Source organism: Streptomyces sp. HUAS MS02 (assembly GCF_055702265.1).
This window is the reverse complement of record NZ_CM146747.1, coordinates 7,893,154-7,916,081: the sequence shown is the minus strand read 5'-3', so window position 1 is coordinate 7,916,081 and position 22,928 is coordinate 7,893,154. Positions and strand designations below refer to the sequence as shown.

Genomic DNA, 22,928 nt, shown 5'->3' with positions numbered 1-22,928 from the left:
CCACTGAGGGCACCCGCAGCCGCCCTGTGTTTTACAGGTACTGTCCGGTGTTCGCCACCGTGTCGATGGAGCGTCCGGTGTCGGCGCCCTGCTTTCCGGTGATCAGCGTACGGATGTAGACGATCCGCTCGCCCTTCTTTCCGGAGATTCGGGCCCAGTCGTCCGGGTTGGTGGTGTTGGGCAGGTCCTCGTTCTCCTTGAACTCGTCCACGCAGGCCTGGAGCAGGTGGGAGACGCGGAGGCCCTTCTGGTTCTTGTCGAGGAAGTCCTTGATCGCCATCTTCTTGGCGCGGCCGACGATGTTCTCGATCATGGCGCCGGAGTTGAAGTCCTTGAAGTAGAGGACTTCCTTGTCGCCGTTGGCGTAGGTGACCTCCAGGAAGCGGTTCTCCTCGGACTCGGCGTACATGTGTTCCACTGCCGTCTGGATCATGCTCTGGACGGTGGTGGTCTTGGAGCCGCCGTGTTCGCCGAGGTCGTCCGTGTGCAGCGGGAGACGCTCGGTGAGGTACTTCTGGAAGATGTCCTTGGCCGCTTCGGCGTCCGGACGCTCGATCTTGATCTTCACGTCGAGCCGGCCGGGGCGCAGGATGGCGGGGTCGATCATGTCCTCGCGGTTGGAGGCGCCGATGACCACGACGTTCTGCAGGCCTTCCACGCCGTCGATCTCGGCGAGCAGCTGCGGGACGATGGTGTTCTCCACGTCCGAGCTGACGCCGGATCCGCGGGTGCGGAAGAGGGACTCCATCTCGTCGAAGAAGACGATGACGGGGGTGCCCTCGCTGGCCTTCTCCCTCGCACGCTGGAAGACGAGGCGGATCTGTCGCTCGGTCTCGCCGACGTACTTGTTGAGGAGCTCGGGGCCCTTGATGTTGAGGAAGAAGCTCTTGCCCTGGGCCTGGCCGGTGACTTCGGCGACCTTCTTGGCCAGCGAGTTGGCGACGGCCTTGGCGATGAGCGTCTTGCCGCATCCGGGGGGTCCGTAGAGCAGGACGCCCTTGGGCGGGCGCAGTTCGTGCTCCTTGAACAGGTCCGGGTAGAGGTAGGGGAGCTCGACCGCGTCGCGGATCATCTCGATCTGGTTGCCGAGGCCACCGATCTGCTCGTACCCGATGTCGGGGACCTCTTCGAGGACGAGTTCCTCGACCTCGCTCTTGGGCACGACCTCGTAGACGTAGCCGGAGCGGGGTTCGAGCAGGAGGGCGTCGCCGGGGCGGATGGTGATGTCCAGCAGTGGCTCGGCGAGCCGCACCACCCGTTCCTCGTCGGTGTGCCCCTGCACGAGGGCGCGCTCGCCGTCCTCCAGGATCTCCTTGAGGGTGACGATGTCGCCGACGCTCTCGTAGTCCATGGCCTCGACCACGTTGAGAGCTTCGTTGAGCATCACTTCCTGGCCTCGCCGGAGCTCTTCCAGGTCGACGCTGGGGCTGACGTTCACCCGGAGCTTTCGGCCTCCGGTGAAGATGTCGGCCGTGCCGTCCTCGTTCGCCGTGAGGAAGACACCGAAGCCGGCCGGCGGCTGTGCGAGCCGGTCGACTTCCTCCTTGAGGGCCACGATCTGGTCGCGGGCCTCACGGAGCGTGTTGGCGAGCCGCTCGTTCTGCGCGGACACGCCGGCCAGATTGGTCTGCAGCTCGACGATCCGCTCTTCGAGAATCCTCGTGTGTCGCGGAGAGTCGGCGAGCTTGCGTCGCAGGACGGCGATCTCCTGCTCAAGGTAGGCAATCTGCCCGGCCGGGTCGTCGGACCCTCGTCCCGGGCGGATGCCGCGGTTCATGTCGTCGTCGTGGGCTGCCACGGTCCTCACCTCCTCCAAGGGGAGCTGGACGCTTCCAGACCCTACCTGGGTGGGTGTCGATTGAAACCCCTAGATCACAAAGACGGTCGGGGTGTGTCCGATCTTCACCCTTGCGCTCTCCCTCACGTCAAGGGGATACCCACCGAACATGATGGGGAAGCCGCCCCGGGTAGGGTCGAAGTGTTCAACACCCGTCAGAGCCTGCATCGTTCCCGATCGGCTCGACGGACGACTCGACGGATGACCCGACACATGAGGCGGCAGGAGAAATGAGCGTGCAGCAGGAGGCCGCGGGCGAGGCGCTCGAGGTCTGGATCGACCAGGACCTCTGCACCGGTGACGGTATCTGCGTGCAGTACGCGCCCGAGGTGTTCGAGCTGGACATCGACGGACTGGCCTATGTGAAGAGTCCGGGCGACGAGTTGCTGCAGACCCCGGGGGCGACAACGCCCGTTCCGCTGCCGCTTCTCACGGATGTGGTGGACTCCGCGAAGGAGTGTCCGGGCGAGTGCATCCATGTACGTCGCGTTTCGGACAGGGTCGAGGTCTTCGGGCCTGACGCGGAGTGACCCTGGGAGCACTCCGCGTCGCCTCGTGTCTGCTTTCTCACACCGCGTTTGCCGGGTGATCACGTCCCGTTCGCCCGGAGGCGACCGGTGTCAGACGCTCTGCACCCCGGCGGGGGTGGAGCGTACGAACGCCCCGTTCTTCCACTGCCACTTGACGGGGTTCGTGACGTCCGGGCAGCAGTTGGGGACCTCGGCCGACGAGTAGCCGTGCAGGGTGGCGGTGACGGTGGCGTCACGGACGGCGAAGTCGGAGACGGTGGTGCGGTCCTTGGGGTTCACCAGGGTGGCGACGACCCGGGGCTGCGCCGCGTCGGTGGAGCGGGTGAGCACGTACACGCCGTCGGGCGGGGTGCCCATGCTGGCGTCGCAGTGCACGACGGCCACGGTCTCGGGCCGGCCGTCCCCGTCGAGGTCCCCGGAGCCCTGCTTCTTCACGACGACGCCGACGGGTCCGCAGTCGAGCGGGAGGTCCACCTCGGCGGGGTCGGGGGGCGCCACGGCGGCGGGGGCCGGGGCTGTCGCGGGGGCAGGCTGGGCCGCTCTCGCCGCGTCGGGCTGGAGGGCGGACGACAGGGCGACGACGCCGGCGAGGGCGGTGGCCGTGGCGAGCCAGTGGATGGGGCGGGTGTGCGCGTGTGCCAGTTCCGGGACGGCGGATTGCTGCACTAGGAGCGTCTCCTGAGGGTGCTGTGCCGGTTGGGATGACCCGCATGGTGCCACACGTCACAGTGGGGCGGAACGGCGGGGTACGTGGTTCCCGCAGCTTTTCCGGTGGTGCGTCAACGGGAGAGCGCCGTGGCCGAGTTCCCGGGCGCTGCGGGGAACTCGGCCACGGCGGGGGCGCGTTCGTCGGGCGTCGCGGTCAGCGGCCGGAGCCGCCGTCGGCGTTGGGTCCGGCGTAGTCCTCGCCGTAGGCGCCCTTGGCGGGGCGGCGGCGGCGCATGGGGGGCTCGACGCCGTCGGCGAGGCGGCGGGCGGTGAGCAGGAAGCCGGTGTGGCCGATCATCCGGTGGTCGGGACGGACGGCGAGGCCCTCGATGTGCCAGTTGCGGATCATCGATTCCCAGGCGCTCGGCTCGTTGAAGCAGCCGATCTCGCGGATGGACTCGACGGTCCGGGCGAGCTGGGTGGTGGTGGCCACGTAGCAGCAGACGATGCCGCCGGGGACGAGGGCCTTGGAGACGGCCTCCAGGCACTCCCAGGGGGCGAGCATGTCGAGGATGACGCGGTCGACCTCGGTGTCGCTGAGGTTGTCCTGGAGGTCGCCGACGGTGAGCTGCCAGGCGGGGTGGGGGCCGCCGAAGTAGCGCTCCACGTTGGCCTGGGCGATCTCGGCGAAGTCGGCGCGGCGCTCGTAGCTGTGCAGCATGCCCTGGTCGCCGATGGCGCGCAGCAGGAAGCTGCTGAGCGAGCCGGAGCCGACGCCGGCCTCGACGACGCGGGCGCCGGGGAAGATGTCGGCGAAGGCGAGGATCTGCCCCGCGTCCTTGGGGTAGACCACGGCGGCGCCGCGGGGCATGGACAGGACGTAGTCGGGGAGCAGGGGGCGGAGCGCCAGGTAGGCGACGTTCCCCGTGGTGCGGACAACACTGCCCTCGGGAGCGCCGATCAGCTCGTCGTGCGGGAAGGAACCCTTGTGGGTGTGGAAGTTCTTTCCCTCTTCGAGCGTGAACGTGTAGTGGCGTCCCTTGGGGTCGGTGAGCTGGACCTGGTCCCCGACCTTGAAGGGCCCGCGACGGCGGGCGGCACCGGTCGGTTCGGACATGTGACCCAGCGTACCGGTCCCCGGAGGGCGCGCCGACCATGGTCCGGGGAGGGGCTCTCAGCTGGGCCTGGCCATCGCCTTCACGAAGGCCCGTTCCACGTCGGCCGCCGACAGGACGCCGTAGATCTCCCCGGACTCCTCCACGACGAGGTACTCCGTGGCCGGGGCGGCGCGGAGGGCTTCGAGGAGCTCTTCGCCGGCGAGTTCGGCGGAGACGCGCATGCCCTCGGTGAGGTCCTGGGCGAGGCCGCTGACGGCGACCCAGGGGCGGCGGTGTTCGGGGACGCCGACGATGGCGGCCTCGCGGACGAGGGAGAGGGGTTCGCCGTCGGGGTCGACGACGACGAGGGCGCGGGCCCCGGCCTCGTTGGCGCGGCGCAGGGCCTCGGAGAGGGGGGTGTCGGTCTCGACGGGGACGGCGCGGCGGGTGAGGGCGCGGGCCTGGAGTTCGGGCAGGTGTTCGCGCAGGCGGGCCATGCGGAGGCTGTTTCCGGCGCCGGTCCAGATGATCGCGGCGAGGATGGCGGCGAGCAGGGCGTCGAGGACGGTGTCCATGCCGACGCTGTCCTCGGCGGCGGAGCCGAGCACGCCGGACTGGGTGAGCAGCGGCAGGCCGATGAGGACGGAGACGGCGAGGGCCCGGCCGACCCAGGCGGCGGCGATGGTGCCGCTCATGGGCTTGCCGGTGATCTTCCAGACGACGGCGCGGAGCATGCGGCCGCCGTCGAGGGGCAGGCCGGGGAGGAGGTTGAACGCGGCCACGATCAGGTTGGAGATCATCAGGCCGGCGAGCAGGACGCCGGGGACGGTGCCCGGTTCGACGGCGAGCAGGGAGACGTAGAAGACGCCGGCGAGGATCAGGGAGAGGAGGGGGCCCACGAACGCGAGGACGAACTCGCGGCCCGGGGTCTCGGACTCCTTCTCGATCTCGGAGACACCGCCGAAGAACTGCAGCTGGATGCGGCGCACGGGCAGCTTGTAGCGCAGGGCGGCGATGGTGTGGGCGAGTTCGTGGACGAGTACGGAGCCGTAGAAGGCGACCGCGAAGAAGAGGGCGACGAGGTAGCGGGCGGCGCCGAGTTCGGGCAGGACGCGGTCGAGTTGGCCGCCGAAGACCCAGGTGATCAGGGCGGCGACCAGGAACCAGCTGGGCGCGACGTACACGGGCACGCCGAAGGGACGGCCCATGAGGATGCCGCCACCGGGCTCCTTGGGGCGCTCGGGGGGCTTGGGGGCGCCGTCCGAGTGGGCGTAGGGGCGCGCGGACGTGGCGGTACGCTCCGGCTCGTCCGCCGGGGTGGGCGCCTTGGTCAGGTCGGCGGGTGCGGGTGTTTCCGCCGGGTCGGTGGGCGCGCGGTCACGGGAAGTCTCGGCGCTCTCGGACGGCACCCGGTTGTCGGGCGTCTCGCCGCTGTCAGGGGTCTCGGCACTGACGGGTGTCTCGCCGGTGTCGGAGGGCGCCTTGCCGGTGTCGGGGGTCTGGCCGGTGTCGGCCGTCTCGTCGTCGGCGGGGGGCGCGGCAACGGGCTTCTCGGCGTCGTGCGTCGCGTGGGTGGCGGGGTCCTTCGCGGAGGTCTCCTCGGACCGGTCGGCGGTGGGGTCGGGGTCGGGCGGGGTGGGGGCGTCCTGGTTCGCCGGTGTCCGGGTCGCGTCGCGGTGGGCGCTCTCGGGCGCCTGCTCGCTGTCGGACCGCGGCTGCCCGCTCCCGCCGCTCGTCTCCACGATGTCCCCTCGTTCGAAGCGTCTTCCGCACCCGGTGGCCGGGCGGAAGGGTCTGTCGTCGATGCTATGCCGTCACCGGGGCGCGTTCCGCCCCGGCACCCCCTCTGTTTTCCCCCGCGTCGCACGAGGCACACGGGGTCGGCGGGCGCGGTGTCGGACGGTGGTCCTGCGGGCCCCGTGACGGTCACTGTCAGTGGTGGGCCGTATGGTCTGTGGTCATGGAAACCAGCACCGACGGCACCCCCGCCGTTCCCGTGGGTGGCGAGGGCGACCGTCCTGTCGTGCGCGCCGCCGCGCCGCCTGCCTCGCTGTCGCCGTCGCGCGCCAGCGACTTCATGCAGTGCCCGCTGCTGTACCGGTTCCGGGTGATCGACCGGCTGCCGGAGAAGCCGAGCGAGGCTGCTACCCGCGGCACACTGGTGCACGCGGTGCTGGAGAGACTCTTCGACGCGCCGGCGGCCGAGCGGACGGCGCCGCGGGCCAGGTCGCTGGTGCCGGGGCAGTGGGACCGGCTGCGGGAGACCAGGCCGGAGGTCGTGGAGCTGTTCGCGGACGACGCGGAGGGTGAGCGGCTGGCGAGCTGGCTGGCGGAGGCCGAGCGGCTGGTGGAGCGCTGGTTCACGCTGGAGGACCCGACGCGGCTGGAGCCCGCCGAGCGGGAGTTGTTCGTCGAGGCGGAGCTGGAGTCGGGGCTCAGGCTGCGCGGGATCATCGACCGGGTCGATGTGGCGCCCACCGGCGAGGTGCGGATCGTCGACTACAAGACGGGGAAGGCCCCGCGACCGGAGTACGCCGAGGGCGCGCTGTTCCAGATGAAGTTCTACGCGCTGGTGGTGTGGCGGCTGAAGCAGGTGGTCCCGCGCCGGCTTCAGCTGGTCTATCTGGGCAGTGGGGACGTGCTGACGTACGACCCCGTGGTCGCCGATCTGGAGCGGGTGGAGCGCAAGCTGCTGGCGCTGTGGGAGGCGATCCGGCTGGCCACGGAGACCGGTGACTGGCGGCCGCGGCCGACGAAGCTGTGCGGCTGGTGCGACCACCGGTCGGTGTGCCCGGAGTTCGGTGGGACTCCCCCGCCGTACCCCCTCCAGGTGAGGTCACCGGAGTCGGCCGGCGAGGGGCAGGGCAGAATGGGGCCGGACTAGCCGAAGGAGATTTTCGTGGCCATCCGCGTCCTACTGGTCGACGACCAGCCGCTGCTGCGTACCGGGTTCCGGATGATTCTGGAGGCGGAGCAGGATCTCGCGGTCGTCGGGGAGGCCGGGGACGGCCTCCAGGCGCTCGACCAAGTGCGGGCGCTGCAGCCCGATGTGGTGCTGATGGACATTCGGATGCCCCGGATGGACGGGGTGGAGGCGACCCGTCAGATCACCGGTCCCGGGCGGGACGGTCCGGCCAAGGTGCTGGTGCTGACCACGTTCGACCTGGACGAGTACGTGGTGGAGGCGCTGCGGGCGGGGGCCAGCGGGTTCCTGCTGAAGGACGCGCCGGCCAATGAGCTGGTGCAGGCGATCCGGGTGGTGGCCAATGGGGAGGCGATGCTCGCGCCGAGCATCACGCGTCGGCTGCTGGACAAGTACGCGGTGCATCTGCCGTCGGGCGAGGAGCAGGTGCCGGACACGCTGCACACGCTGACGGACCGTGAGGTCGAGGTGCTGAAGCTGGTGGCCCGGGGGCTGTCGAACGCGGAGATCGCCGCCGATCTGTTCGTCAGCGAGACCACGGTCAAGACGCATGTGGGCCATGTGCTGACGAAGTTGGGGCTGCGGGACCGGGTGCAGGCGGCGGTGTACGCGTACGAGAGCGGGCTGGTGCGCCCCGGCGCGCAGTAGTCGACGGCAACCTGCGCAACGCCCCGAGGGCGCTCCCTTCTTGTGGAAGGGGGCGCCCTCGGTCGTACGGGGCCGTGGTGTCGGCCCGTGCTCGTGTCAGTCCTTGCTGATCTCCCAGAAGCGGAAGACGGTGGAGGCGTCCAGGCAGTACTCCAGGCCGTAGACGTCGTCGCGGACGACGGCGTACTGCTTGGCCTGCCAGATGGGGATGAGCGGGACGTCGTTGGCGACGATGTTCTGGAGTTCGGCGTACTCCTTCTCCGTGGAGGAGCGCTCGCTCTCGGCGGCGGTCTTCGTGAGGAGTTCACCGGTGATGGTGGAGTTGTTGTAGTTGTTGCCCAGTACGTTGCCCTTGCCGAAGAAGGGGCCGGTGAAGTTGTCGGGGTCCGGGTAGTCGGGGACCCAGCCCTTGACGTACACGCCGTACTTGCCGGCGGCGATGTCCTTCTCGTACCGGTCGAAGGAGACGGACTTCACGTCGGCGTCGAACAGGCCGCTGTCGTTGAGCTGCTTGGCGATGGCCTCCAACTCCTGGTCGGTGGAGGGGCCGTAGCGCGACGGGGTGGACCAGAGGGTCAGTTCGACCTTGTCGTTGATGCCGTCGGCGCGGAGCGCGGCCTCGGCCTTGGCCTTGGAGGGGCGGGCGCCGTAGGTGTCGAAGAAGGCCGTGTTGTGGCCGGTGATGCCGGCCGGGATGATCGAGTACAGCGGGGTGGCGGTGCCCTGGTAGACCTCGTCGACGAGGGCCTCGCGGTCGAGAAGGTAGGCGATGGCCTGGCGGACGCCGAGCTTGCCGGTGACCGGGTCGTCCATGTTGAAGACGAGGTGCTGGACCTCGGCGCCGGTGCCGTCGACGATCTCGACGCCGCTGGCGGTGGAGGTGTCGGTCTCGATGTCGGAGATGTCGGAGGCGCTGAGGCCGCGGTAGGTGACGTCGAGGTCGTCCTCCAGCAGGGCCTTCTTCAGGGCGTCCTGGTCGCCGTGGAAGAACCTGAGGGTGACGCCGCTGTTCTCGATGTCGGCGGGGCCCTTGTAGTTCTCGTTGACGCTGAAGACGGCCTCGTCCTCGCCGAAGGACTCCAGCTTGTAGGGGCCGGAGCCGACGGCCTCGCCGTCCTCGCGGAGTCCGTCGGCGTCGTAGGAGCTCTCGTCGACGATCGAGCCGGCGCCGGAGGCGATCTTGCTGGGGAAGGTGGCGTCGGCGTACTTCAGCTCGAAGCGGACGGTCTTGTCGTCCGGGGTGTCGACCTTGTCGAGCATGGGGAACATGATCGCGGGGCCGGCGTCGTCGTTGATCTTCAGCATGCGGTCGAAGGAGAACTTGACGTCCTTCGCGGTGAGCGCCTCACCGTTGCTGAACTTCAGGCCGTCCTTGAGGGTGCACTCGTAGACCTTGGTGCCGCCCTCCTCGAAGGAGCACTCCTTGGCGAGGTCCGGTTCGGGCTCGGTGGCGCCGTTGGGGAAGCTCAGCAACGACTGGAAGACGTTGTTGAAGAGCAGCCAGGAGCCGGGGTCGTAGCCGGAGGCGGGGTCGGTGGCGAGGACGTCGTCGGACATCCCCACCACGACGTTGGAACCGGAGCCCCCGGATCCCCCCGAGTCGGAGCCGCAACCGGTCAGCAGGCCGGCGGCAAGCCCTGTCGCGATGGTCAGGACGGGCCACTGGGTGCGTATGTTCACGTATGGATGCCTTGTGTCGTCGGTGCATTGCGGGCACTCCGGGCTCCCCCGAGGCCGAACGGCCCCTGCCTGGAGGGATGGTGAGGTCCGGTCAGTCGCTTCTGCCGCGGCCCAGCTCCCAGAGCTGGAGGGTGGAGGCGGCGTTGAGGGCGTACTCGGCGCCGGTGACGTCGTCGCGGGTGGCGACGTACTGCTTGCCCTGCCACAGCGGCAGGATCGGCACGTCGTCGGCGACGATGTCCTGGATGCCGGTGAGGCTCTCGGCGGCGGAGAGACGGTCGGCCGCGCGGCGGGACTCGGGGATCAGCTTGCCGCGGATCTCGCTGTTCGCGTAGGGCGAGCCGAGGAAGTTGTCCTTGTCGAGGAAGGGCGCGAGGTAGTTGTCGGCGTCGGGGAAGTCCGGGAACCACCCCATGCCGTAGACCGCGTACTCGCCCTCCTGCTCGGCGGGGCGGAACGTGGACCAGGGGGTGCCCTTGATGGTGACGTCGAAGAGGCCGCTGTCGTCGAGCTGCTTCTTCAGCACCTCGAACTCCTTCTTCGTGGCGGCGCCGTAGTGGTCGGTCGTGTAGTGGAGGGTCAGCTTCACCGGGGCGGTGACGCCGGCCGTCTCCAGGGTCGACTTCGCCTTGGCGACGTCCGGGTCGCCGTACTTGTTGAAGAAGGAGTTGGAGTGGCCGGTGATGCCGGCGGGGACCAGGGAGAAGAGGGGTTCGGCCTGGGAGCCGTAGACCTTGGCGACGAGTTCGCCGCGGTCGATGACCTCGGCCATGGCCCGGCGGACGGCGGTGCTCCTGACCGGCGAGGCCTCGGTGTTGAAGGCGAGGTAGCGGATCTCCAGGCCGGCGGACTCGATGACGTCGATGTCGCTGTCGGCCGCGTCGGAGAGCTTGGTGATCTGCTCCGGGGTCATGGTGCGGGTCATCAGGTCGATGTCGCCGTTCCTCAGGGCGGTGCCCATGGCGTCGGCGCCGTCGAAGGAGCGCAGCTCGACCTTGTCGTTCTTCGGGTCCAACTGGCCCTTGTAGTGGGGGTTCTTGGTGAACACCGCCCGGACCAGCTCGTTGTTCTCGACCTCGGCGTCCAGGGTGTACGGGCCGGAGCCGTCGACCTGGAAGCCGTCGCGCAGCCTGTCCTTGTCGTAGTCGTCCGGGTTGACGATGCCGGCGACGGGTGTGGACAGCTTGTACGGGAGGGTCGCGTCGGGGCCGTTGAGGTGGAAGATCACCTCGTTGTCGCCCTTGGTCTCGACGAGGTCGATGGTGGACAGCAGGGCGAAGACACCGCTGTCGGCCTTGAGGGAGCGGGCCCGGTCGATGGAGAACTTCACGTCCTCGGCGGTGATCGGGTCGCCGTCGGCGAACTTCAGGCCGTCGCGCAGGGTGCAGGCGTAGCGCTCGTTGCCGGTGTCGGTGAAGGAGCAGCTGGAGGCGGCCTCGGGCTCCGGTTCGCCGTCGCCGCGCGGCTGGACCAGGAGGGTCTGGACGGTCTGGCGGAGGATGTTCCAGGTGCCGACGTCGTACGCGTAGGCCGGGTCGATCGGGGCCGGGGCCTGCTTGGAGGCGGTGAACCGGTCGGTGGTGCCGACGACGATCGCGTCCCCGCTGCCGCCCGCGCTCTCGGTGGCACCGCAGGCGGCGAGTACCGGGGTGAGCAGACCGATCACGGCCGGCAGCACCAGGGTCTTGCGGTTCATGCGCGCTTGTTCTCCACAACTGGGTTCCAGGACGGGTGCTGGCGGGGTGGTGCGAGCGCGTCCTGGGAAGTACGGCGATGTTCTCGCGTCGAGATTAGCCCGCACGGCCAGAGGGGCTCGCGCACACCGGAGTTGAGTTCCCATCACGCTGCGGAACCGCGTGTGGACACAAACGATGTAGTACCCACGGAATGTTTGGGGCACCGTTCGTCAATCAGGACACAAAGGCACGCCGAACGCCCCTGAACCGGGGGTTCGGGGGCGTCGGGCGACCATTTCGGAGGCCCTGTGAAGTGGTCAACGTCACAGGTGGAAAGGTATTCCCCCGGGTGGGAATTCAGTCATCGCGGCCGGGTGAATTCCCTGTCCCGGGCGGTGTCGCGCGATCTTGGAATTCGTTGCGCTTTCAATTGGCCGTGATCGCCATCAGGCCGCGCAGAAATGGCAGGTCGACCTCTTCCAGCGAGGTCACGACGGTGCGCCGGACGGCGGGGGCGATGGGGGCCACGGACGGGACGGCGACCACATGGCAGCCGGCTGCCTCCGCGGCGGCGACACCGGTGGCGGTGTCCTCGATGACCGCGCACCGGGCCGGGTCAGCGCCGAGACCGGAGGCCGCGAGCAGATAGGGGTCGGGAAACGGCTTGGTCCGCTCGACCTCGTCGCCGGCGACGGTCAGCGCGAAGTGCTGGGGGCCGAGAGAGGTCAGGACACGGTCGATGATGCGCCGGTGCGAGGCGGAGACCAGGGCGGCGGGGACGCCGTGGGCGGCGAGTTCGGCGAGGAGTCTGGAGGCACCGGGCATCAGCGGCAGGGTGCGCTCGATCCGGGCCTCGAAGCCGTCGTTGAGCAGCACCGTGAGCTCGGCGAGCGTGATGTCGGCGCCGGTGGCCTCGATCAGGAAGCCCGCGCTGCGGGTCATGGGTCCGCCGACCACGACATGCCGCCAGGAGTCGTCGAGGGTGTGCCCGAGGCCGGCGAAGACCTCGACCTCCACGTCCCACCAGAAGCCCTCGGTGTCCACCAGGGTGCCGTCCATGTCGAGGAGCACGGCCTGGAGGGCCGAGCCTTCGGCCGTACGGGTTCCTGGCGCGGGAATCGTCGTGGTCATCCGGCGCACCTCCTTGGGGGACGAGCAGGCCGGTTCCCGGGTGGGGAACCGGCCTGCGGTGGACCGACCAGTCTACGACGCCGCGCGCGGAAACGCCTTTCGCCAGGGTCGAGCCCCCGGCCGGGGCCTTATCGCGCGTTGAAGTACTTGGCTTCGGGGTGGTGGATGACGATGGCGTCGGTGGACTGCTCGGGGTGGAGCTGGAACTCCTCCGAGAGCTGGACGCCGATCCGCTCGGGTTCGAGGAGCTGCGCGATCTTGGCGCGGTCCTCCAGGTCGGGGCAGGCGCCGTAGCCGAGGGAGAAGCGGGCGCCCCGGTACTTGAGGTCGAACATGTCCTCGATCTCGGCCGGGTCCTCACCGGCGAAGCCGAGTTCGGAGCGGACGCGGGCGTGCCAGTACTCGGCGAGGGCTTCGGCCAACTGCACGGACAGGCCGTGCAGTTCGAGGTAGTCGCGGTAGGAGTTGGCCTCGAAGAGCTTGGCGGTCTCCTCGCCGATGCGGGAGCCGACGGTGACGACCTGGAGGCCCACCACGTCGATCTCGCCGGACTCCTCGGGGCGGAAGAAGTCGGCCAGGCAGAGCCTGCGGCCGCGGCGCTGGCGCGGGAAGGAGAACCGGGTGCGTTCGTTGCCGTCGTCGTCCAGGATGATCAGGTCGTCGTCCTTGGACACGCAGGGGAAGTAGCCGTAGACGACGGCCGCCTCCAGCAGGTTCTCGGTCTGGAGCCGGTCCAGCAGGCCGCGCAGCCGCGGCCGGCCCTCGCTCTCCACGAGCTGCTCGTAGGTGGGGCCCTCGCCGGTGCGGGCCTGCTTCAGGCCCCACTGGCCCTTGAACAGGGCGCCCTCGTCCAGCCAGCTCGCGTACTCCTTGAGCTGGATGCCCTTGACCACGCGCGTGCCGCGGAACGGCGGGGTGGGCACGGGGTTGTCGGTGGCGACGTCGGAGCGGACGTGGCCCTCCTCGGGGCGGTCCTCCACGACGGTGGCCGCGGCCACGGGGCGCACCCGGCGCTGCCGCAGCTCGGGCAGCTGCGCGCCGGGGACCCCGCGCTTGACGCCGATGAGGGCGTCCATCAGGCGCAGGCCCTCGAAGGCGTCGCGGGCGTAGCGGACCTCGCCCTCGTAGATCTCGTGCAGGTCCTGCTCGACATACGCCCTGGTCAGCGCGGCGCCGCCGAGGATGACGGGGTAGTCGGCGGCCAGCCCGCGCTGGTTGAGCTCCTCCAGGTTCTCCTTCATGATCACCGTGGACTTGACCAGCAGGCCGGACATGCCGATGACGTCGGCGCGGTGCTCGGCGGCGGCGTCCAGGATCGCGGAGACCGGCTGCTTGATGCCGAGGTTGACGACGTTGTAGCCGTTGTTGGACAGGATGATGTCGACGAGGTTCTTGCCGATGTCGTGGACGTCGCCGCGGACGGTCGCCAGCACGATGGTGCCCTTGCCCTCGGCGTCCGACTTCTCCATGTGCGGTTCGAGGTGGGCGACGGCGGACTTCATGACCTCGGCGGACTGCAGCACGAACGGCAGCTGCATCTGGCCGGATCCGAAGAGTTCACCGACGACCTTCATGCCGTCCAGCAGCGTGTCGTTGACGATGTCGAGGGCGGCGCGGGTCTGAAGCGCCTCGTCGAGGTCGGCCTCCAGGCCGTTCTTCTCGCCGTCGATGATGCGGCGCTTGAGGCGCTCCTCCAGCGGCAGGGCGGCCAGCTCCTCGGCCTTGCCCGCCTTCAGGGACTTGGCGGTGGCGCCCTCGAACAGGGCCATCAGCTTCTGCAGCGGGTCGTAGCCCTCGGCCCGGCGGTCGTGGATCAGGTCGAGCGCCGTCTGCACCTCCTCCTCGCTGAAGCGGGCGATGGGCAGGATCTTGGAGGCGTGGACGATGGCGGAGTCCAGGCCGGCCTTCACGCACTCGTCGAGGAAGACGGAGTTCAGCAGGATGCGGGCGGCCGGGTTCAGGCCGAAGGAGATGTTCGACAGGCCCAGCGTGGTCTGCACGTCCGGGTGGCGGCGCTTGAGCTCGCGGATCGCCTCGATGGTGGCGACGCCGTCCTTGCGGGACTCCTCCTGGCCGGTACAGATGGTGAAGGTCAGGGTGTCGATGAGGATGTCCGACTCGTGGATGCCCCAGTTGCCGGTGAGGTCGTCGATGAGCCGTTCGGCGATCTCGACCTTCTTCTCCGGGGTGCGGGCCTGGCCCTCCTCGTCGATGGTCAGCGCGATCAGCGCGGCGCCGTGCTCCTGCGCCAGACGGGTGACCTTCGCGAAGCGGGACTCGGGGCCGTCGCCGTCCTCGTAGTTGACGGAGTTGATCACGGCCCGGCCGCCGAGCTTCTCCAACCCGGCCCGGATGACGTCCACTTCGGTGGAGTCCAGGACGATGGGGAGGGTGGAGGCGGTGGCGAAGCGGCCGGCGAGTTCGGCCATGTCGGCCACCCCGTCGCGGCCCACGTAGTCGACGCAGAGGTCGAGCATGTGGGCGCCCTCGCGGATCTGGTCGCGGGCCATCTCCACACAGTCGTCCCAGCGGGCCTCCAGCATGGCCTCGCGGAACTTCTTCGAGCCGTTGGCGTTCGTCCGCTCACCGATCGCCATGTAGGAGGTGTCCTGACGGAACGGCACGCTCTGGTAGAGGGAGGCGGCACCGGGCTCCGGGCGCGGGTCGCGGGCGGTGGGAGAGAGGTCCCGGACGCGCTCGACGACCTGCCGGAGGTGCTCGGGGGTGGTGCCGCAGCAGCCGCCCACGAGGGAGAGGCCGTACTCGCGGACGAAGTTCTCCTGGGCGTCGGCCAGCTCCGGGGCGGTCAGCGGGTAGTGGGCGCCGTCCTTGGTCAGCACCGGCAGTCCGGCGTTGGGCATGCAGGACAGCTGGATGCGGGAGTGGCGGGCCAGGTGGCGCAGGTGCTCGCTCATCTCAGCGGGGCCGGTGGCGCAGTTCAGGCCGATCATGTCGATGCCGAGCGGCTCCAGGGCCGTCAGCGCGGCGCCGATCTCGGAGCCCAGGAGCATGGTGCCGGTGGTCTCGACCGTCACCGAGACGATCAGGGGGACCTCGTATCCGGCGGTCTCCATCGCGCGGCGGGCGGCGATGACGGAGGCCTTGGTCTGCAGCAGGTCCTGGGTGGTCTCCACCAGGAGCGCGTCGGCGCCGCCGGCCAGCAGGCCCTCGGCGTTCTGCTGGTAGGCGTCACGGATGGCGGTGAACGTGGTGTGGCCGAGGGTGGGCAGCTTGGTGCCGGGGCCGATGGAGCCGAGCACCCAGCGCTGCCGTCCGTCGCGGGCGGCGTACTCGTCGGCCGTCTCGCGGGCGATGCGGGCACCGGCCTCGGACAGCTCGGCGGTGCGTTCGGGGATGTCGTACTCGCCCAGTGCGGTGAGGTTGGCGCCGAAGGTGTTGGTCTCCACGCAGTCGACGCCCGCGTCGAAGTACGCGGCGTGCACGGAGCGGACGATGTCGGGGCGGGTGACGTTGAGGACCTCGTTGCAGCCCTCCAGCTGCTGGAAGTCCTCCAGTGTGGGGTCCTGCGCCTGGAGCATCGTGCCCATCGCGCCGTCGGCGACCACCACACGGGTGGCGAGGGCCTCGCGGAGGGCCTCGGATCGGGCCCGGCCTGCGGCGGCGGACGTGAGGGACGTGTGCGGCGACGAGGCCATGGAGCTGCTCCCTGGAGTGCGACGGCTGTCGGCTTTGCGCCTTCCCACGGAAGACGCACGCCGCAAGCCTAGCCCGGAGCGGCGCGGATGGTCAGGGGCGTCCACGGGGCGGACCGGCGTGGCGCACCCGCTCGGGTGCGGTTTACTCCGACGACGAAAACAACGACGGACACCACTCCGGCACCCTTCGGACACCGCGTGGACGCATCGGGCACACCGTGGGCACACCGCGGGCACCGGACGGACACCGCGGGGGCACGAGAATGCCACTGCACGGTGCACGTGGCCGAAAAGCTGGTGACGGCCGTTAGCGAGAGGTCGGCAACGACCGGTAGTGTTCGACATTGCCGAACGATGGAAGTTCAGTCGCGTACGGCGGCCGAAGGGGACGGAGGCAGGACGGCGATGGCACGGAACATCCAGTCGCTCGAACGGGCGGCCGCGATGCTGCGCCTGCTCGCGGGCGGCGAACGGCGGCTCGGCCTGTCGGACATCGCCTCGTCGCTGGGCCTCGCCAAGGGCACGGCCCACGGCATACTGCGCACGCTCCAGCAGGAGGGGTTCGTCGAGCAGGACGACGCCTCGGGGCGCTACCAGCTGGGGGCCGAGCTGCTGCGGCTCGGGACCACGTACCTCGACGTCCACGAGCTGCGGGCGCGCGCCCTGGTCTGGACGGACGACCTGGCCCGCTCCAGCGGCGAGAGCGTCCACCTCGGGGTGCTGCACCAGCAGGGCGTGCTGATCGTGCACCACGTCTTCCGGCCCGACGACAGCCGGCAGGTCCTGGAGATAGGCGCCATGCAGCCCCTGCACTCCACGGCCCTGGGCAAGGTCCTGGCGGCCTACGACCCGGTGGCGCACAGCGAGGTGCTGGAGAGCGAGCGCAAGGCGTTCACCGACCGGACCGTGCACGCGCTGGCCGACTTCGAGGGCGTCCTGGACATCACCCGCGCCCGCGGGTACGCGGCCGACGTCGAGGAGACCTGGGAGGGCGTGGCGTCCATCGCCGCCCCCATCCACGACCGGCGGCGGATGCCCGTCGGCGCGGTCGGCATCACCGGCGCCGTGGAGCGGCTGTGCCGCGACGGCGAGCTGCGCCCCGAGCTGATCGCGGCCGTACGGGACTGCGCCCGCGCGGTGTCGCGGGACCTGGGCGCCGGGCGGTTCTGACCCCCCTTGGCACGAGTACGGCGAAGGCCGGGACACATCACCGTGTCCCGGCCTTCGCCGTACCCCGCGTGCGCGCCGCGCCCGTAGCAGCCGCCCCAAGATCGATGGGCCTGTTCGATCAATAACGATCGCGTTTTCGACAACCCAGCTCTTGACGTGCCCGTAACGCCGGAGCAAGACTCCCGTCCATCGGTCGACATTGTCGAACACCTACCGGCAATACGCGCTAGAGTGTGACAACGCCACGGGCCGAACTCTTTCCCCTGGACGAAGGACAAAGGAGTCGCGGGTGTCCAGCTCCGACATCTTCATCGGCGAGACCATCGGTACCGCCATACTCATCCTGCTCGGCGGCGGCGTCTGCGCGGCCGTCACGCTGAAGGCCTCCAAGGCCCGTAACGCCGGTTGGCTCGCCATCACCTTCGGGTGGGGTTTTGCCGTTCTCACCGCCGTCTACACCTCCGCGCCGCTCTCCGGCGCCCACCTGAACCCGGCCGTCACCCTCGCGCTCGCGCTGAAGAAGGACGGCATCGAGTGGGGCGACGTCCCGATCTACTGGGGCGGGCAGCTGCTCGGCGCCATGATCGGTGCCGCTCTGGTCTGGATCGCCTACTACGGACAGTTCCACGCCCACCTGACCGACGAGGAGATCGTCGGTGACGCGGAGACACGGGCCAAGGCCAAGTCGGTCGAGGCCCGGGAGCAGGGCGCCGGCCCCGTGCTCGGCATCTTCTCCACCGGCCCGGAGGTCCGCAACGCGGTCCTGAACATCGCCACCGAGGTCATCGGCACCATCGTGCTGGTCCTGGCGGTGCTCACACAGGGTCTGAACGACTCGGGCAAGGGCCTCGGCACCCTCGGTGCCCTGATCACCGCGCTCGTCGTGGTCTCCATCGGTCTGTCCCTCGGTGGCCCGACCGGCTACGCGATCAACCCGGCCCGTGACCTCGGTCCGCGCATCGTGCACGCCCTGCTGCCCCTGCCCAACAAGGGCGGGTCGGACTGGAGCTACGCCTGGGTCCCGGTGGTCGGCCCGCTGATCGGTGCCGCCATCGCCGCAGGCCTCTACAACGTCGCATTCGTCTGAGAAACCCGTTGAGCCGCCGTTCCGCGGGCCGCTCCCGCGGAACGCTCAGCACGCGCCGTACGTACAGCCCGTTGACCAGTTGACCTTTCAGGAGCACACCGTGACCGACGCCCACACCGCCGGCCCGTTCATCGCCGCGATCGACCAGGGCACGACCTCGTCCCGCTGCATCGTCTTCGACCGCGACGGACGCATCGTCTCCGTCGACCAGAAGGAGCACGAGCAGATCTTCCCGAAGCCGGGCTGGGTCGAGCACGACGCCACCGAGATCTGGACGAACGTCCAGGAGGTCGTCGCCGGGGCCATCGAGAAGGCCGGCATCACCCGCGACGACATCAAGGCCATCGGCATCACCAACCAGCGCGAGACCACGCTGCTCTGGGACAAGAACACCGGTGAGCCCGTCCACAACGCCATCGTCTGGCAGGACACCCGCACCGACGCCCTCTGCCGCGAGCTCGGCCGCAACGTCGGCCAGGACCGGTTCCGCCGTGAGACCGGCCTGCCGCTGGCCTCGTACTTCGCCGGTCCGAAGGCCCGGTGGCTGCTCGACAACGTCGAGGGCCTGCGGGAGCGCGCCGAGGCCGGCGACATCCTCTTCGGCACCATGGACACCTGGGTCATCTGGAACCTGACCGGTGGTGTCAACGGCGGCAAGCACTACACCGACGTCACCAACGCCTCCCGCACCATGCTGATGAACCTCCACACCCTGGAGTGGGACGAGAAGATCGCCGAGTCCATCGGCGTGCCGCTGTCGATGCTCCCGGAGATCCGCTCCTCCGCCGAGGTCTACGGCGAGGTCACCGGCGGCCGCCTCGGCGACCTGCTCGGCGGCATCCCGGTCGCCTCCGCGCTCGGCGACCAGCAGGCGGCCCTGTTCGGCCAGACCTGTTTCGAGGAGGGCGAGGCCAAGTCCACGTACGGCACCGGCACGTTCATGCTGCTGAACACCGGTGAGAAGATCATCAACTCCTACAGCGGCCTGCTGACCACGGTCGGCTACCGGATCGGCGACCAGAAGCCGGTCTACGCCCTGGAGGGCTCGATCGCCGTCACCGGCTCGCTGGTGCAGTGGATGCGCGACCAGATGGGTCTCATCTCCACCGCCGCCGAGATCGAGACGCTCGCGCTCACGGTCGAGGACAACGGCGGCGCGTACTTCGTGCCGGCCTTCTCCGGTCTGTTCGCCCCGTACTGGCGCTCCGACGCCCGCGGTGTGATCGCCGGTCTCACCCGGTACGTCACCAAGGCGCACCTCGCGCGCGCCGTCCTGGAGGCCACCGCCTGGCAGACCCGTGAGATCACGGACGCCATGACCAAGGACTCGGGCGTGGAGCTCGCGGCCCTCAAGGTCGACGGCGGCATGACCTCCAACAACCTGCTGATGCAGACGCTCTCGGACTTCCTGGACGCCCCCGTGGTCCGTCCGATGGTCGCCGAGACCACCTGCCTCGGCGCCGCCTACGCCGCCGGTCTCGCCGTCGGCTTCTGGACCAGCACCGACGACCTGCGCGCCAACTGGCGCCGGGCCGCCGAGTGGACCCCCCGGATGGACGCGGACACCCGCGACCGTGAGTACAAGAGCTGGCTCAAGGCCGTCGAGCGGACCATGGGCTGGATCGAGGACGAGAGCTGAGCGGGGCTTGCGAAGGCTCCGTTCGTTCCGGCTCTGATGAGGAGTAAGAACCCGACATGACCAGTCAGACCACCCTGCAGACCCTGCCTGCCCTGGGGACGCGCCCGGCGTCCGGCTCGAACCCGAGCCGTGCCGAGACCCGGGAGCAGCTCGCCAAGGCGTCGTACGACCTCCTCGTGATCGGCGGCGGCATCCTGGGCATCTCCACCGCCTGGCACGCCGCGCAGTCCGGGCTCAGGGTGGCTCTGGTCGACGCCGGCGACTTCGCCGGCGCCACCTCCTCCGCCTCCTCCAAGCTGCTCCACGGCGGTCTGCGCTACCTGCAGACCGGCGCGGTGAAGCTGGTGGCGGAGAACCACTTCGAGCGCCGTGCGGTCTCCCGCCAGGTGGCCCCCCACCTGGCGAACCCGCTCACGTTCTACCTCCCCGTGTACAAGGGCGGGCCGCACGGCGCGGCGAAGCTCGGGGCGGGCGTCTTCGCCTACTCCGCGCTCTCCGCCTTCGGTGACGGCGTCGGTCACCTGCTCTCCCCCGCCAAGGCGGCGCAGGACGTGCCCGAACTGCGCACCGACAACCTCAAGGCCGTGGCCGTGTACGGCGACGACCAGATGAACGACTCCCGGATGGCTCTGATGACGGTCCGCGCGGCCGTCGAGTCGGGCGCGGTGGTCCTGAACCACGCCGAGGTCACCGGGCTGCGCTTCACCAGGGGCCGGGTCACCGGCGCGGAGCTGCGCGACCGGCTGTCCGGGGACGAGTTCGGTGTCGACGCGCGGCTGGTGCTGAACGCGACCGGCCCGTGGGTCGACCACCTGCGCCGGATGGAGAACCCGAACGCGGCCCCCTCCATCCGTCTGTCCAAGGGCGCGCACCTGGTGCTGAAGCGGACGGCTCCCTGGAAGGCCGCGCTCGCCACCCCCATCGACAAGTACCGCATCACCTTCGCCCTCCCCTGGGAGGACATGCTGCTGCTCGGTACAACCGACGAGATGTACGAGGGCGACCCGGCGGACGTCGCGGTCACCGAGAAGGACATATCCCAGATCCTGGACGAGGCCGCCTTCTCCATCCGCGACCAGCAGCTCTCCCGCGACCTCATCACCTACTCCTTCGCCGGTCTGCGGGTGCTGCCGGGCGGCCCCGGTGACACCGCGAAGGCCAAGCGGGAGACGGTCGTCACCGAGGGACGGGGCGGCATGCTGTCCGTCGCGGGCGGCAAGTGGACGACGTTCCGGCACATCGGCCGCACCATCATGAAGAAGCTGGAGGCGCTGCCCGGGCACCCGCTGGGCGAGGACTTCGAGCCGGTCTCCACGCTGCCGAAGAAGCTGCCGCTGCCGGGTGTCGCCAACCCGCGCGCGGTCGCCCACCGGCTGCTGGTGGACCGTCCGGCCCCGGGCCCTCGGATGGGCGCCGACACGGCACGGCACCTGGCCACGCACTACGGTTCCCTGGCCTTCGACATCGCCCGTCTGGCCAACGAGAACCCCGAGCTGGGCGAGCGCGTCCACCCCGACGCGCCCGAGATCTGGGCTCAGGTCGTCTACGCCCGCGACACCGAGTGGGCCGAGACGGCCGACGACGTCCTGCGGCGCCGCACGACGCTGACGATACGGGGCCTGGCGACGGACGAGATCCGTACGAAGGTCCAGGACGTGCTCGACAAGAAGTGACCGACTCTCGGTCCGGCCCCTCCCCCTGACCGGGGCCGGACCGAGCGCGCCAGGGCGGGCCCCAAGCCGATACGGCACCTGGGGCCCGCCTCTTCCGTGTCCGGCACCCGGCGCCCGGAGCTGAGCCGGACCTGGTCACGCGGCCCGGCGCTCACGGGGCGCCGTCCGCGCCCACCCTCCCCCGGCTCTCGGCTTGGCTCGAGCGGGTGGTGCCCCCATCGCCCCGGCGGCACGACTGCCCGCAGCCGAAGCAGGGAGGGAAGGAGAGGCACCCCGTACGGCGGGTCGGTGGCGTACGGCGAGAAGGCCCCTTCAGGGGCGCGAGGAACTGCGCGGGAAGCCCTACCCGGCCGCACCCGACTCCACAACCGCCCGCACCGACGCCACATCCCCCAACTCCGCCCGGCGCACGATCAGTTCACGCCCCAGCAGCAGCGCCCGCCGGGACGCCGGCACCGGATCGGGCAGGGTCGTCAGATCCGTCAGGTGGGCGAAGCCGATGATGCGGCGAATGATCTCCGTACCGGCGAAGCCCAGCGACTCCGTCCAGACCCGGGCGAGGAAACGGTCCAGATAGGCGTCGTCGAAGAAGGTGTCCACGCGGGTGGGCCACAGCCGGCGGAACTCGGCCTCGAAGGCCTCCCAGGAGAGCCGGAGTTGGTCGCCGTGGTCCGTCAGCGTCCCGAGGGCACGGGCCCGTTCCTCGGAGACCAGCGCGTTGGCCCAGTACAGGCCGAGGTCGAAGCCGATGGGGCCGACGAAGGAGAACTCGGGGTCGAAGACCCGGACGACATGGGCGCCTTCGCGGGTCCCGACCATGACGCTGCCGGAGTGGAGGTCCCCGTGCAGGAGGGCCTGGGCGCTCGTCATGAAGACATGGCGCAGGTCGGCGACCTCGGTGCGGAGCGCGGCGTCCGCGCGGAAGGCGGCGGCCAGGTCGTCCAGGCCCGGATGCCAGTGGTTGTGCTCGTGCTCGATGTACGGCTCGGAGAGGACGACATCCTCGGTGATCTTGCACAGCTCGGGGTTGACCGAGGCGGCGAGCAGCGCCTTGCGGTCGGCGGACTCCATGCCGAAGTCACTCGTCGCGAAGGACAGCCGGGCCACCAACCGCCCGATCTGCGGCGAGGTGTGCGGACCGTACGACGCGCCCTCGTTCAGCAGCGTACGCAGAACCTGCAGATCGGAGAGGTCCTCCATGACGAGGGCGAAGTTCTCGGGGTCGTAGCCGTGGATCGCGGGGATCTCCTCGGGCGCGACCTTCCCCAGCTGCTCGTACGCGCGCGCCTCCGCGTCCGCCCGCTCAGGACTCAGCGGCCAGGACGGCCCGGCGACACGGACCCAGGGCAGGGCCTGCTTGAGGGCGAGGCTGCGGGTGCCGTCGCGGTTCGAGGCGAGGAAGACCCGGTTGACGTTGCCGTCCGACACCTCGCGGACGGTGATGTCGTCCACGTCGTCCCAGTGGCCCCGCTCGCGCAGATGGGCGGGGATGTCGTCGGTCTCCAGGATGCGGTAGCCCATGGTCGGTGAACT

At 69.9% G+C, this 22,928-nt stretch carries 16 protein-coding genes; 7 read left to right on the top strand and 9 right to left on the bottom strand.

Annotated elements, in window-relative coordinates:
* Positions 1 to 31: 31 nt before the first annotated feature.
* On the bottom strand, positions 32 to 1,798 hold the full coding sequence (gene arc, locus ACZ9QC_RS34120; protein WP_472916622.1) for a proteasome ATPase: 1,767 nt from the start codon (positions 1,796 to 1,798) through the stop codon (positions 32 to 34).
* 269 nt (positions 1,799 to 2,067) lie between these two features.
* On the opposite strand from arc, the gene ACZ9QC_RS34115 reads away from it, so the two are divergent.
* On the top strand, positions 2,068 to 2,367 hold the full coding sequence (locus tag ACZ9QC_RS34115; RefSeq protein ID WP_472916621.1) for a ferredoxin: 300 nt from the start codon (positions 2,068 to 2,070) through the stop codon (positions 2,365 to 2,367).
* Between the two features lie 90 nt (positions 2,368 to 2,457).
* Here ACZ9QC_RS34115 and ACZ9QC_RS34110 read toward each other — a convergent pair whose 3' ends face one another.
* From ACZ9QC_RS34110 to ACZ9QC_RS34100, 3 genes are all read right to left on the bottom strand, one after another.
* Positions 2,458 to 3,033, bottom strand: a complete 576-nt coding sequence (locus tag ACZ9QC_RS34110) for a hypothetical protein (RefSeq protein ID WP_472916620.1) — start codon at positions 3,031 to 3,033, stop codon at positions 2,458 to 2,460.
* Between the two features lie 196 nt (positions 3,034 to 3,229).
* Positions 3,230 to 4,132 carry a tRNA (adenine-N1)-methyltransferase gene (locus ACZ9QC_RS34105; RefSeq protein WP_045557089.1) on the bottom strand — a complete coding sequence of 301 codons (903 nt, stop codon included), beginning with the start codon at positions 4,130 to 4,132 and terminating at the stop codon, positions 3,230 to 3,232.
* Positions 4,133 to 4,189: 57 nt separating this feature from the next.
* Positions 4,190 to 5,854, bottom strand: a complete 1,665-nt coding sequence (locus tag ACZ9QC_RS34100) for a site-2 protease family protein (RefSeq protein WP_472916619.1) — start codon at positions 5,852 to 5,854, stop codon at positions 4,190 to 4,192.
* 218 nt (positions 5,855 to 6,072) lie between these two features.
* Between ACZ9QC_RS34100 and ACZ9QC_RS34095 the strand changes: the two genes are divergently transcribed.
* The gene (locus ACZ9QC_RS34095; protein WP_472916618.1) at positions 6,073 to 6,996 is read left to right on the top strand and encodes a RecB family exonuclease; all 924 of its coding nucleotides are present in this window, start codon (positions 6,073 to 6,075) and stop codon (positions 6,994 to 6,996) included.
* Between the two features lie 15 nt (positions 6,997 to 7,011).
* Complete coding sequence (locus ACZ9QC_RS34090) at positions 7,012 to 7,683, top strand: response regulator (RefSeq protein ID WP_472916617.1); 672 nt, start codon at positions 7,012 to 7,014, stop codon at positions 7,681 to 7,683.
* Between the two features lie 96 nt (positions 7,684 to 7,779).
* On the opposite strand, the gene ACZ9QC_RS34085 is transcribed toward ACZ9QC_RS34090, so the two are convergent.
* From ACZ9QC_RS34085 to metH, 4 genes are all read right to left on the bottom strand, one after another.
* On the bottom strand, positions 7,780 to 9,363 hold the full coding sequence (locus ACZ9QC_RS34085) for an ABC transporter substrate-binding protein (protein WP_472916616.1): 1,584 nt from the start codon (positions 9,361 to 9,363) through the stop codon (positions 7,780 to 7,782).
* Positions 9,364 to 9,454: 91 nt separating this feature from the next.
* Positions 9,455 to 11,059, bottom strand: coding sequence for an ABC transporter substrate-binding protein (locus ACZ9QC_RS34080; RefSeq protein WP_472916615.1), 1,605 nt, complete (start codon positions 11,057 to 11,059; stop codon positions 9,455 to 9,457).
* A gap of 406 nt (positions 11,060 to 11,465) precedes the next feature.
* Entirely contained in the window at positions 11,466 to 12,170 is a 705-nt protein-coding gene (locus tag ACZ9QC_RS34075) for an HAD family hydrolase (RefSeq protein ID WP_472916614.1), read from the bottom strand.
* 128 nt (positions 12,171 to 12,298) lie between these two features.
* Positions 12,299 to 15,826 carry a methionine synthase gene (gene metH, locus ACZ9QC_RS34070; protein WP_472916613.1) on the bottom strand — a complete coding sequence of 1,176 codons (3,528 nt, stop codon included), beginning with the start codon at positions 15,824 to 15,826 and terminating at the stop codon, positions 12,299 to 12,301.
* A 405-nt stretch (positions 15,827 to 16,231) separates the two neighbouring features.
* Between metH and ACZ9QC_RS34065 the strand changes: the two genes are divergently transcribed.
* From ACZ9QC_RS34065 to ACZ9QC_RS34050, 4 genes are all read left to right on the top strand, one after another.
* Entirely contained in the window at positions 16,232 to 16,996 is a 765-nt protein-coding gene (locus tag ACZ9QC_RS34065; RefSeq protein WP_472916612.1) for an IclR family transcriptional regulator, read from the top strand.
* A 289-nt stretch (positions 16,997 to 17,285) separates the two neighbouring features.
* Positions 17,286 to 18,083, top strand: a complete 798-nt coding sequence (locus tag ACZ9QC_RS34060; RefSeq protein ID WP_472916611.1) for an MIP/aquaporin family protein — start codon at positions 17,286 to 17,288, stop codon at positions 18,081 to 18,083.
* Between the two features lie 100 nt (positions 18,084 to 18,183).
* On the top strand, positions 18,184 to 19,722 hold the full coding sequence (gene glpK, locus ACZ9QC_RS34055; protein WP_472916610.1) for a glycerol kinase GlpK: 1,539 nt from the start codon (positions 18,184 to 18,186) through the stop codon (positions 19,720 to 19,722).
* A 56-nt stretch (positions 19,723 to 19,778) separates the two neighbouring features.
* Positions 19,779 to 21,395 carry a glycerol-3-phosphate dehydrogenase/oxidase gene (locus tag ACZ9QC_RS34050; protein ID WP_472916609.1) on the top strand — a complete coding sequence of 539 codons (1,617 nt, stop codon included), beginning with the start codon at positions 19,779 to 19,781 and terminating at the stop codon, positions 21,393 to 21,395.
* A gap of 342 nt (positions 21,396 to 21,737) precedes the next feature.
* Here the strand turns inward: ACZ9QC_RS34050 and mtnK are convergent, their stop codons facing one another.
* A complete protein-coding gene (gene mtnK, locus ACZ9QC_RS34045) occupies positions 21,738 to 22,916 on the bottom strand; it encodes an S-methyl-5-thioribose kinase (protein WP_472916608.1) in 1,179 nt (392 codons plus the stop codon).
* Positions 22,917 to 22,928: the final 12 nt, after the last annotated feature.